This is a genomic window from Kribbella sp. HUAS MG21 (assembly GCF_040254265.1).
GTDB lineage: Bacteria > Actinomycetota > Actinomycetes > Propionibacteriales > Kribbellaceae > Kribbella.
This window is the reverse complement of sequence record NZ_CP158165.1, coordinates 7,924,626-7,936,021: the sequence shown is the minus strand read 5'-3', so window position 1 is coordinate 7,936,021 and position 11,396 is coordinate 7,924,626. Positions and strand designations below refer to the sequence as shown.

Sequence of the window (11,396 nt, the reverse complement as noted above, 5' to 3'; positions counted from 1 at the left end):
CAGTTGACCAGGCTGAGTCTCACCCACCTCCCCGTCGCCCCCGCGGTCGACCCGAGGGCGCTGTCGATCGGCGTCGTTCACCTCGGGATCGGCGCGTTCCACCGCGCCCACCAGGCCGTCGTCACCGAACGGGCCGCGGTCGAGACCGGTGAGACCCGCTGGGGGATCGCCGGGGTGAGCCAGCGCTCCACGACGGTCAAGGACCAGTTGGCGCCGCAGGACGGCCTGTACTCCGTCCTGGAGCGCGGGCTCGGTGCGCCGTCGGTGCAGGTGATCGGCAGCGTCCGCGAGGTGCTGACGGTGCCAGAGGACCCGGAAGCGGTCGTCGCGCGGATCGCCGACCCGGCCGTCTCGGTGGTCACGCTGACCGTGACCGAGAAGGGCTACCGCGCCGCGGGCGCGGGGCTCAACCTGGACGATCCGGAGATCCGGGCGGACCTGACCGGCCGGCCGCCGCGCACCGTCGTCGGTCAGCTGGCGGCGGCGATCGCCCGCCGGGAGGAGCCGCTGACGATCGTCTCCTGCGACAACCTGGTGGCCAACGGCCCGTTCCTGCGCAAGCTGGTCGGCGAGTACTTCGATGCGCTGGGCAAGGTTCCGGAGGCGTTCGAGGCGACCCGCTTCCCGGCCAGCATGGTCGACCGGATCGTGCCGGCCACCACCGACGCGGACCGCGACGAGGCGGCTCGGCTGCTGGGCGTCCGCGACGAGGCCGTCGTGGTCGCGGAGCCGTTCCTGCAGTGGATTATCGAGGACGACTTCGCCGGTGACCGTCCGGCGTGGGAACGCGGTGGCGCGGTGCTCACCAGCGATGTCGCGCCGTGGGAGCAGGCGAAGCTGCGGATGCTGAACGCGACCCACTCGATGCTCGCGTACCTCGGCGCGCTGCGCGGCTACGAGACGATCGCCGAGGCGGTCCGCGACGAGGAACTCGGCGGGCTCGCGCGCCAGTTGATGACCGACGACGTCGTACCGACGCTGACCCCGCCCGACGGGCTGGATCTGGCGGCGTACGGCGCGACGGTACTGGAGCGTTTCGAGAATCCGGCGCTGAAGCACCGCACCCGGCAGGTCGCGATGGACGGCTCGGTCAAGCTCCCGGTCCGCATGCTCGGCACCGTCCGCGACCGCCTGGCGGCCGGCGCCGAACCGCGGATGATCGCGCTCGCTGTCGCGGCCTGGATGGTCTACGTGCTCCGCACCCCGGACCTCGACGACCCGCAAGCGGAGCACCTCAAGACCGCGGTCGCGGGCGTCGACGAGCCGGCGAAGCTGGTCGACGCCCTCCTCGGCGTCGCCGCGATCTTCACCCCGGACCTCCGGGACTCAGCCGTCTTCCGGTCCCTGCTGATCGACCACGTCACCGCCCTGACCCGATAGGGAGGATCGTCAGGTTGCCGGTGGCGTCCAGAACCGCCTTGCCGATGGTGAACAGGCTGGTGGTGTCCTGGCCGGTGGTGCGCCACTCCTTCGCGGTGTACCACTGGCCGGTCTTCTGGAAGCGTTCGGCGGCCAGGCTGTCCAGGATGTAGCGGTTGTCGTTGAGCGTGACCTCGCCGGTGGGGATCGCCGCGCCGGAGTTCTGCACCATACCGGTCGCGGTGGTCCCGCCGCGCATCGTCACCTGGTTGCCGGAGACGACGATGTCGCGGAGCAGGTTGGTGCCCCAGGGCCCGGAGCCGCGGGTCCGGGACTGGATCGAGATCCCGTTCACGTTGTTCGCCACCACGTTGTCGCGGACCTGGACGTTCGACGAGGTGTTGATGTTGATCCCGCCGCCGTCCCACAGCGACGTACCGGAACCGCGGCCGGTGCCGAAGCCGTTGCGGCTGATCACGTTGTCCGCGATCACGCCGTTGCGGCCGATCTCGTAGCGGATGCCGTCCGCCGCATTGCCGACAATCTGATTGTTGCTGAACGTCCGGCCGTCGTCGTACGCGTCGCTCCACAATCCGATGCCCCGATTGTCTGCAATCAGATTGCCGCTGACCTGGCCGCCGTTCGACCAGGTGGTCTTCACGCCGCCGGACTCCCAGTCGGCGATCCAGAACCCGTCGGTGTTGTTGTCGCTGATCTCGTTGGCGGTGATCGTCCCGCGCAGCGTGCTGTACTGGCCGACGCCGAGCTGGCCGTTGTGGTGGATGTGGTTCTTCTCGAGCACGGCGCTGTCGGCGTTCACCAGCATCGCGCCGACCGCGTGGTTCCAGCGGATGTCGTTGGCGAACACCTTCCAGCCGAGCCCGAGCACGACCGCGCCGCCCTGCGGGGGAGTGGCGAAGTGCTCGATCGTCAGCCCGCGCACGGTCACGTTGTTGCCGCCGGGCTCGATCGCGGTCGGCGTGCTGGACATCTCGATCGCATGGCCGTACGGCGAATCGCCCAGATAGACGGCGTTCGCCGCGTAGTCGGCGTAGAAGGTGCCAGGAGCAACCTTGTCGCGCGAGGCGACGCGGGTCAGATGCTTGCCGTCGCGGAACACCTGCTCGCGGAGATAGCAGATGTTCGCCGTGTTGTCCTCACACTGCCCTGTCTGCGGATACGCCGGCGGGAGCACGCCGGTGGTCACCCAGGCAGTGCTAGCCAGCCTCGGAGCGCTGTCCGGTGCGGTGGCTGGCGCGGTGTTCGCCGTGGCCCACCGGGTGAGCCGGACCGAGCCCGTGAGTACGGCGCCCTTGTCGCTGGCAAGGACCTGGTCGGCCTTCGGGCGGATCGTCTCGCGGATCCGGTGCAGGCCCTCGGCGAAGCAGAACGTCGTACCGGCGGGCCAGCTGCTGACCACCGCCGCCGCGTCGTCGGTCGTCCGGATCGGTACGCCGGTACAGCCGGGCGCGAGCGCGGGACCCGTGCGGAAGCTGCCGTCAGCGGGCGGCGTGGCAACGGTCTGCTGGTCGTACAGCGGCAGGTCGTCGCCCAGCGGCGAGCTGCTCGCGGGCAGCGGGCCGACGGCAACCAGACCGGTGCCGACTGCAACGACTGCGACAAACACTGTTCTCATAGCGGAGCCTCCGGTGGCACAGGTAGCCCTGAGCGCACCCCCCATGGCGCGGCTTCGCTTCGCAGGTTACCCCTACGTCACGTAGTCATGGCAATACGTAGCGCACAAACATGTTGCGAAAGGCAAGCGGTCAGTTCGCGAGGCTGTTCAGTTCGCGAGGAAGCTGCCGACCGTGTCCAGCCCGGCGTCGCGCCAGCCGGCCGCGGTCAGCTTCGTCCCGAACCGCGCGAATCGCTGGGTGCCCAGGTCGTCGAGCACGTACTTGTTGCCGCTGAACACGACCTCGCCGGTCGGCACCTCGGCGCCGGAGTTCTGGACCATGCCGGTTGCCTGCGAGCCGCCGGTCATCTCGATGACGTTCCCGCTGACCCGGACGTCGCGCAGCAGGTAGGTGCCCCACGGGCCGCTGCCGCGGGTCCGGGACTGGATCGTCACGCCGTTCACGTTGCCGGAGACCCGGTTGCCCTTGATCGTGACGCCGGTCGAGGTGTTCACGTTGATCCCGCCGCCGTCCCACAGCGACGTCCCCGAGCCGCGTCCGGTGCCGAAGCCGTTGCCGGTCACCGTGTTGCCCTCGATGGTCCCGTTCCGGCTGATCTCGTACCGGATGCCGTCCGCCGCGTTGCCGACGATCTGGTTGGCTGAGATCACCCGGCCGTCGTCGGCGACGTCGGCCCAGACGCCGATGCCCTTGTTCGCCTTGATCACGTTGCCGCTGACCGTGCCGGAGGAGCGGGTCGACTTGATGCCGCCGGACTCCCAGTCGGCGATCCAGAAGCCGTCGGTGTTGTTGGAGCTGATCACGTTCCGGGTGATCGCCGCGGCGGCCGAGTTGTACTGGCCGAGGCCGAGTTGCCCGTTGTGGTGGATCAGGTTCCTGTCGACCTTCGTGCTGTTCGCCTTGACCAGCATCACGCCGACCGCGTGGTTCCAGCGGACGTCGTTCGCGGTCACCTTCCAGCCCGGCCCGGAGACCAGTGCGCCGGCCTGCGGCGCGCTGGCGAAGTGCTCGATCGTCAGGCCGCGGACGACGACACCGGTCGCGCCAGACTCGGTCGCGGTCGCGGTCTTCGACATCTCGACCTCGCGCCCGGACGGGTTGCTGCCGAGATACACAGCGTTCGCCGCGTAGTCGGCGTAGAAGGTTCCCGCCCTGACCGCCGAGACACTCGCGACCCGCGTCAGGTGCACGCCGTCGAGGAACAGTTGCTCGCGCAGGTGACAGATGTTCGCCTTGTTGTCCTCGCACTCACCGCTCTTGCCGTACGCCGCCGGCAGCACGCCGCGGACGACCCACGTGGAGCCGGAGCGGACCCATCCGGTGACGACCACGGATCCGCTGAGTACGGCGCGTTGCGCGCTGGCGAGCACCTGGTTCGCCTTGGGGCGGATCGTGTCGCGGATGCGGTGAACGCCCGCTGCGAAGCAGAACGTCGTACCGGCCGGCTTGGAGCCGACGATCGACTGCGCGTCCTGCCCGGGCTTGATCACCACACCGCTGCAGGGCCCGGCGACGGCGGGACCTGCCTGCTCCGAGTCGATGGGCTTCGGAAGCTTCGGCTCGACCGGCTTGGTCGGCTCGACAGGCTTGGCCGAGGCAGTCGGCTCCTTGCCGGGCGGCGTGCTCGTGCCGGGCTTCTTCACCGATGAAGGCGTGGTCTTCGGCGCCGGCTTGGCGGGCGGCGTGGTGGCAGCCGTCCCGGGCCGCTGCGAGGGGACGGCGCGCGAGACGGCCTGCTCGGACTCCTGGGACTTCGCCGTCGTCGTCGCCTGGTCGTGGGAGGCGATCACCGGCACGGCGACCGTAACGACCGCTACCGCCGCAGCGATAAGCGCTGCGAACCACAACTTCCTCAATGCACTCTCCTGGGAGCGGGCGAAGACCAGGTGTAGTCACTGCGAGACTTAAGGTAGTGCCATGCGGGTCGCCATGCTGCACAACCGTTACCGAACCGGTCAACCCAGTGGGGAGAACCTGGTTGTCGCGCAAACGGTTGATTTGTTGCGCAACTCAGGACATGAGATCGACCTGTACGCGCGGAACAGCGACGACATCGCCGCGATGAGCCGAAAAGATCGCGCACTGTTACCTTTTCGCTCCGTCTGGTCATTTGCGGCGGAACGCGATTTAACGCGGCTCTTGCAGGAACACCGGCCCGACGTGGTGCACGTTCACAACACCTTCCCGCTGTTCAGCGCCTCCGTACTGCGGGCGGCGTACAAGGCGGAGCTGCCGGTCGTGGCGACGCTGCACAACTTCCGCCTGCTGTGTGCGAACGCGGTGCTCCAGCGCGACGGGCGCCCGTGCGAGTCGTGCGTCGGCAAGCTGCCGCTGGCCGCCGTACGGCACGGTTGTTACCGCGACTCGCGGGTGCAGACGTTGCCGTTGGCGACGAGTATCGGGGTGCACAACACCTTGCACACGTGGCAGCGGTACGTCGACACGTTCGTCGTCCCGTCCGCGTTCGTCCGCGACCGGTACGTCGCGGCGGGGTTCGACGAGGAGCGGTTCGTGGTGAAGCCGCACGCCGTACCTCATTCCGGGGAGGTGCGCGCCGGGGCCGGCGACGCGGTGGTGTTCCTGGGGCGGTTGAGCGAGGACAAGGGGTTCGCGGATCTCCTGCGGGCATGGGATTCCGCGCTCGGCCGGCTGGTCGTGGCGGGTGACGGCCCGCTGCGCGCGGTGGCCGAGGAACGGGCCCGCGACGACCTGTCCGTTCAGGTGCTTGGTCAACTACCGTGGGCGGATTGCATGGATGTGCTGCGGTCTGCGCGCGTCGCCGTGGTCCCGGCGCGTTCGTATGAGAGCTTCGGTCTCGTGGTGGTCGAGGCTTTCGCGCACGGGGTGCCGGTGGTCGCCTCCCGGCTCGGGGCGCTCGCGGAACTCGTCGACGACGGCGAGACCGGCGCGCTGGCGGTGCCCGGCGACCCGGAGTCGTTGCGGAAGGCCATCGGGTTGGTGGCTGATCCCGGGACTTCGATAGCCTGCGGCGAACGAGCCCGCCAGGTCTACCTGGACCGCTTCACCCCGGAGCGTGACCTGCGGGCCACCGAAAGGATCTACGCCGATGCGATCGCCCGGTACGCCGCCCGCGGCCGGACGCCCGCGCGACGGTGGCCGGGCCGTGCCCGGCAGGGATAAGGTCACGCGGGACGCAGGGGGCGGCGTCGCGCGCGAGGAAACGCGGGAATTCGTGTTGGGGGATGGCGGTTTGGACGGCGGGACGCGGACCGGGTGCGTGGTCGGGGTGTTCGACCTGTTCCACGTCGGGCATGTCGACGTGCTCGAGCGGGCGCGGCGGCACTGTGACCGGTTGGTGGTGGCGGTGCTGTCCGACGAATGGGCGCTGGACGCGTGGGGTGGGCGGCCGGTGGTGCCGCTGCTCGAGCGGGCGCAGATCCTCGAGCACCTGCGCTGTGTCGACGAGGTCGTGGCCGTGGACGACGTACGGCCGGGTTGGCTGACCGGCGAGCTGAGGGTGCGGACCGTGTTCGCCGCCGCTCGCGCGGACGGCGTACTCGGTCCTGACGACTTCGACGAGCTGGACGGGGTTCCGGCCGGGCTGATCACCGTGTTGCCGGCCGGCCGGGAGTCGCGCAGCCAGATCCTGCGGGCCGCGATCGACCAGCGGCAGTCGCGCAGCTCGAACGTGGCATGAGCGAGCGAACGATGAGCACAGCCGGGCTGCGGGAGACCGTCGCGCGGCTGTCCCGGGCGCAGAAGCCCTCGGCCGGCACTCCGGCGTACTCGCGGTTCGTCAACCGGCGGATCGGGCGGGTTTTCGCCGCGGCCGCGTTCCTCGGCGGGCGGACGCCGAACCAGGTGAGCCTGGCGAGCGGGTTCTGTTCGCTGGTGGGGATCGTGCTGGTGGCGTGCGTGCGGCCCTCGTTCGGGACGGCGCTGCTGGTGACGGCGCTGCTCGTGCTCGGGTACGGCCTGGACTCCGCGGACGGGCAGCTGGCCCGGCTGCGCGGCGGCGGCTCGCCGCTGGGGGAGTGGCTCGACCACATGATCGACGCGGTGAAGATCGTGCTGCTGCACAGCGCCGTACTGATCTCGTTCCACCGGTTCGATGCCTTCGACAACGATCTCGTGTTGCTGGTCCCGCTCGCGTACCTGTGCCTGTCGTCGGTGCTGTTCTTCGGCCTGATCCTGATCGACCAGCTGCGCCGGCGCCACGGTGCGGCCGCGAAACCCAACGAGCGCGGGGATTCCGTGGTCAAGTCGTTGCTCATCGCACCGACCGACTACGGCGTGCTCTGCCTGGTCTTCCTCGCGTTCGGCACGCCGTCGCTGTTCGTCGTACTGTACGGCGCGCTGCTGGCGCTGAACGTGCTGTTCCTGGCCGCCGCGATCGCGAAGTGGTACCGCGAGATGGCCGCGCTGGGGGTGCGGGCCTGATGACGGTCGTCGGGTACGCGCCGGGCGTGTACGACATGTTCCACATCGGGCACCTGAACATCCTGCGCCGCGCCCGCGAGCACTGCGACCACCTGATCGCCGGCGTCGTCGAGGACGACGTGGTGACCCGGATCAAGGGCCGGCCGCCGGTGGTGCCGCACCAGGAGCGGATGGACGTCGTCCAGGCCCTCGACCTGGTCGACGAGGTGGTCAGCGACTGGTCCAGCGACAAGTTCGAGATGTGGCAGCAGTTGCGGTACGACGTGCTCTTCAAGGGGGACGACTGGAAGGGAACGGAAAAGGGGACCAGACTGGAAAGGCTGCTGGGTGAGGTCGGCGCACAGGTGCACTACTTCCCGTACACCGCCTCCACCTCGAGCACCGATCTGCGCAGGCTTCTGGAGGGGATGAGCTGATGCCGGGCCGGCCGAAGGTACTGCTCAGCGCGTACGCCTGCCGGCCCTCGGGCGGCTCCGAGCCCGGCGCGGGGTGGGCGTGGGCGAAGGCTGCCGCGCGCGACCACGACGTGTGGCTGCTGACCCGCGGCAAGTTCGCGCACGAGATCGCCGAGGAACTCGCGGTCCGCCCGGTTCCGGGCCTGACCGTAGTACCGCTGGAGATGCCGAAGTGGATTCTGCGGCTGCGGCGGCGGCCGTCGGACGTGTACTGGTACTACCCGCTGTGGCAGGGGCTGGCCCGCCGTACGGCGCGGCGGCTGCAGGCCGAGCACTCGTTCGACGTGATCCACCACCTGACCTTCGCGGTCGACTGGATGGGCGCCGGGGTGGTCGAGGAGTCGTCCGCGAAGGTGATCTGGGGCCCGGTCGGCGGCTCGACGACGGCGCCGCTGTCGATGGCGCATTGGCTGGGTCCGGGCGGTGTCGTGGGGGAGCTGGTACGGCGTGCCTACACCGGGTTCCGGCGCCGGCTGACCGGGCGGCGGATGGCGCAGACCGCGGACCTGATGGTTGCCCAGAACAACGACGTCGCGGAGGCGTTCCGGCCGTACGCGCGCGAGATCGTCGTCCAGCCGAACGTGGCGATCCGGCGGTTCACCGCGTCCGGTCCGTACGAGCCGTTCGGGGCGCCAGGGGTGAAGACCGCGCTGTTCGTCGGCCGGTTGATCCCGTGGAAGGGCGTGCTGCTGGCGATCAGCGCGCTGGCCCGGCCCGAGGCGGCGGACTGGGAGCTGCGGATCATCGGCGACGGTCCGGACTGGGGCCGCGCCGAACGCCTCGCCTACCAGCTGGGGGTGCGGGACCGGGTCGAGTTCATGGGCGCGCTGCCGCGCGAGGAGGTGCTGGCCGCGATGTTCCGGGCGGACGCGCTCCTCGCCCCGGCGTTCCGCGAGGCCGCCGGCTGGGCGGTCACCGAAGCTCTCGCCTCCGGTTGCCCGGTCGTCTGCGTCGACCGCGGCGGGCCGGCCGTCATCGTCGGGCCCGGCGAGGGCGTCACCGTTCCGTGGCAGGGCGACGTCGTCGGCGAACTCGCCCGCGGCCTCGCCTCCCTCCGCGGCCGCATCACCCCCGTCGACCGCTGGGGCCCCGACCGCCTCCCCGACCTCCTGGCGGAGTGGTACGCGCCGGCCCGCGTCTCGCGCTGACCCACCACGAACGGATATCTCCGCGAGTTGGGGGTTCTTCGCTGGCCTACGAGCGAAGAACCCCCAACTCGCGGGGATATCCGTATGAACGGCTTTTCCACAGGTGGGGAGAAGGAGGACGCGGCGTGGGCGCTGTCTGGGGGACGCTTGTGCGGTGAACGCGCGACTCAAGGTGATCGCAGACAACCAGGGCGGGGTTTTCAGCCGCGCTCAGGCGCTGGCCAGCGGCTACACGCCCGATCAGGTCGTGGCCTGCCTGCGGGCCGGCTACTGGGTGCGGCTCCGACGCGGTCAGTACGCCGAAAATGTCGACGTCAGCCATCTCCCGCCCTGGGAACGCGCCAGATGGGCACATCGTCAGAGGACTCACGCGGCGATGAACTCCCTGCGCTCGGGTTCCGTAGCCGCGAGCCATCAATCGGCGCTCGTCCTGCATGGTCTGCCCGTGTGGGGGCTCGACCTAGGACTGGTGCATGTCAGCCGGGTTCACGGACGGTCCGGCGGGGTCGTTGCCGGCGTACAACATCATCTCGGCAAGCTGACCCCGAACGACCTGACCGTCCTCGAGGGGCGGCTCGCCACCACGGCAGGACGTGCGGTTCTCGAGGCTGCGTGTACGGCGTCCTTCGAGGCGGCCGTGGTCGGAGTCGACGCGCTCCTGCATGCTGGTGGACTGAACGCTGCGGACTTGCACCGGCTGCAGGAGGTCATCGAGTTCTGGCCGGGGAGTGCGACTGCGCGGGCGGCGCTGCGTTTCGGCGACCCGCTGAGCGAATCCGTCGGTGAGTCGCGGATGCGGGTCTTCTTGTACGAGTACGGCTTCCCGACGCCTGTGCTGCAGGCTGAGTTTCGCGACCGCCAGGGCTTTGTCGGCCGGGTCGACTTCTACTTCCCGGCATACGGCCTGGTGATCGAGTTCGACGGTCTGCTGAAGTACGGCGGGGCAGCGGCTGACGTGCTGGTCGAGGAGAAGCGCCGCGAGGACCGTCTCCGAGCACTTGGCCTGACGGTCGTCCGCAGCGTCTGGTCGGACCTGGACCACCCAGCCACCCTGGCGGCCGCCCTCCGCCGTACCTTCGCCGCCGCCCGCCGAACCGCCTGACCGTCAGGCCTCGAGGGGTTATCCGCCCGGAGTGAGGGGTCTTCGTCGCCACACCAGCGGAGAACCCCCACGCCGACGGGATAACCCTCGTGTTGGGGACCCGCATCAGTCGCGAGCGGTTTTGCCGGGCAGCGCGAGCATGCGGTCCAAGGCGACCTTCGCGTAGTGCTCGGTGTCGGCGTCGACCTTGATCGGGTTGACGACGTGGCCGGCGACCAGGTTCTCGAGGGCCCAGACGAAGTGCGGGAGGTCGATGCGGTTCATCGTGGCGCAGTAGCAGACCGTCTTGTCGAGGAACACGATGTTCTTGTCGGCGTGCTTGGCCAGGCGCTGGACCAGGTTGAGCTCGGTGCCGACCGCCCACGACGTACCGGGTTCGGCGGCCTCCAGGGCGTTGATGATGTACTCCGTCGACCCGACCCGATCGGCCTTGGTGACGACCTCGTGGCGGCACTCGGGGTGGACGATCACGTTCACGCCGGGGATCCGGGCGCGGACGTCGTCGACCGACTCGGCGGTGAACCGGCCGTGCACCGAGCAGTGCCCGCGCCACAGGATCATCCTCGCGGCCGCGAGTTGCTCGTTCGTCAGGCCGCCGTTCGGCTTGTGCGGGTCGTAGACCACGCAGTCGTCGAGCGACAGACCGAGCTGCAGTACGGCGGTGTTGCGGCCGAGGTGCTGGTCCGGGAGGAAGAGCACCTTCTCGCCCTGCTCGAACGCCCAGTTCAGCGCGGTCTCGGCGTTGCTCGACGTACACACGACACCGCCGTTGCGGCCGCAGAACGCCTTGATGTCGGCGCTGGAGTTCATGTACGTGACCGGCACCGTGACGTCCGCGACGCCGGCGTCCGCGAGCGCGTCCCACGCGGCCTCGACCTGCTGGATGCGGGCCATGTCCGCCATCGAGCAGCCGGCGGCGAGGTCCGGGAGGATCACGGTCTGCTGGTCGTTGGTGAGGATGTCCGCCGACTCGGCCATGAAGTGCACACCGCAGAACACGATGTACGGCGCGTCGGGCCGGGCGGCCGCGTCGCGGGCGAGCTTGAACGAGTCGCCGGTGACGTCCGCGAACTGGATCACCTCGTCGCGCTGGTAGTGGTGCCCGAGCACGAACACCTGGTCGCCCAGCGCCGCCTTCGCCTTGAGCGCCCGCTCGACGAGGTCCGGGTCGGACGCCGGCGGGAGAGCTCCCGGGCACTCGACGCCGCGCTCGGAGTGCGGGTCGGTGTTCTGCCCGAGGAACAGCAGCGGAAGGGACTTCGAGCCGTCTGCGATCGTCGTCACGCCGGACATC

General features: G+C 69.7%; 10 protein-coding genes. 7 read left to right on the top strand and 3 right to left on the bottom strand.

Features of this window, described 5'->3' with window-relative positions; translation table 11 throughout:
* Positions 1-3 precede the first annotated feature (3 nt).
* The gene (locus tag ABN611_RS38220; protein WP_350277188.1) at positions 4-1,380 is read left to right on the top strand and encodes a mannitol dehydrogenase family protein; all 1,377 of its coding nucleotides are present in this window, start codon (positions 4-6) and stop codon (positions 1,378-1,380) included.
* Here the strand turns inward: ABN611_RS38220 and ABN611_RS38215 are convergent.
* Complete coding sequence (locus ABN611_RS38215; RefSeq protein ID WP_350277187.1) at positions 1,361-2,995, bottom strand: right-handed parallel beta-helix repeat-containing protein; 1,635 nt, start codon at positions 2,993-2,995, stop codon at positions 1,361-1,363. The genes ABN611_RS38220 and ABN611_RS38215 overlap by 20 nt on opposite strands.
* A gap of 147 nt (positions 2,996-3,142) precedes the next feature.
* Positions 3,143-4,786, bottom strand: coding sequence for a right-handed parallel beta-helix repeat-containing protein (locus ABN611_RS38210; protein ID WP_350277186.1), 1,644 nt, complete (start codon positions 4,784-4,786; stop codon positions 3,143-3,145).
* 127 nt (positions 4,787-4,913) lie between these two features.
* Here ABN611_RS38210 and ABN611_RS38205 point away from each other — a divergent pair, with 127 nt between their 5' ends.
* From ABN611_RS38205 to ABN611_RS38180, 6 genes are all read left to right on the top strand, one after another.
* The gene (locus ABN611_RS38205; protein WP_350277185.1) at positions 4,914-6,137 is read left to right on the top strand and encodes a glycosyltransferase; all 1,224 of its coding nucleotides are present in this window, start codon (positions 4,914-4,916) and stop codon (positions 6,135-6,137) included.
* A gap of 70 nt (positions 6,138-6,207) precedes the next feature.
* Positions 6,208-6,654, top strand: coding sequence for an adenylyltransferase/cytidyltransferase family protein (locus tag ABN611_RS38200; protein ID WP_350277184.1), 447 nt, complete (start codon positions 6,208-6,210; stop codon positions 6,652-6,654).
* 11 nt (positions 6,655-6,665) lie between these two features.
* Positions 6,666-7,397: a CDP-alcohol phosphatidyltransferase family protein gene (locus ABN611_RS38195; protein ID WP_350277183.1), complete on the top strand. Its 732-nt coding sequence runs from the start codon at positions 6,666-6,668 to the stop codon at positions 7,395-7,397.
* On the top strand, positions 7,397-7,813 hold the full coding sequence (locus ABN611_RS38190; RefSeq protein WP_350277182.1) for an adenylyltransferase/cytidyltransferase family protein: 417 nt from the start codon (positions 7,397-7,399) through the stop codon (positions 7,811-7,813). The genes ABN611_RS38195 and ABN611_RS38190 overlap by 1 nt, the downstream gene beginning before the upstream one ends.
* Positions 7,813-9,000, top strand: a complete 1,188-nt coding sequence (locus tag ABN611_RS38185; protein ID WP_350277181.1) for a glycosyltransferase — start codon at positions 7,813-7,815, stop codon at positions 8,998-9,000. Before ABN611_RS38190 ends, ABN611_RS38185 begins: the two co-directional genes overlap by 1 nt.
* Positions 9,001-9,154: 154 nt before the next feature.
* Entirely contained in the window at positions 9,155-10,102 is a 948-nt protein-coding gene (locus tag ABN611_RS38180; protein ID WP_350277180.1) for a type IV toxin-antitoxin system AbiEi family antitoxin domain-containing protein, read from the top strand.
* A gap of 105 nt (positions 10,103-10,207) precedes the next feature.
* Here ABN611_RS38180 and nadA read toward each other — a convergent pair whose 3' ends face one another.
* Positions 10,208-11,386 carry a quinolinate synthase NadA gene (gene nadA / locus ABN611_RS38175; protein ID WP_350277179.1) on the bottom strand — a complete coding sequence of 393 codons (1,179 nt, stop codon included), beginning with the start codon at positions 11,384-11,386 and terminating at the stop codon, positions 10,208-10,210.
* Between the last annotated feature and the right edge of the window lie 10 nt (positions 11,387-11,396).

Coding starts and splice junctions, on each gene's coding strand:
- ABN611_RS38215 (WP_350277187.1), bottom strand. CDS start 2,995: ATGAGAACAGTGTTTGTCGCAGTCGTTGCAGTCGGCACCGGTCTGGTT.
- ABN611_RS38205 (WP_350277185.1), top strand. CDS start 4,914: ATGCGGGTCGCCATGCTGCACAACCGTTACCGAACCGGTCAACCCAGT.
- ABN611_RS38195 (WP_350277183.1), top strand. CDS start 6,666: ATGAGCACAGCCGGGCTGCGGGAGACCGTCGCGCGGCTGTCCCGGGCG.
- ABN611_RS38190 (WP_350277182.1), top strand. CDS start 7,397: ATGACGGTCGTCGGGTACGCGCCGGGCGTGTACGACATGTTCCACATC.
- ABN611_RS38185 (WP_350277181.1), top strand. CDS start 7,813: ATGCCGGGCCGGCCGAAGGTACTGCTCAGCGCGTACGCCTGCCGGCCC.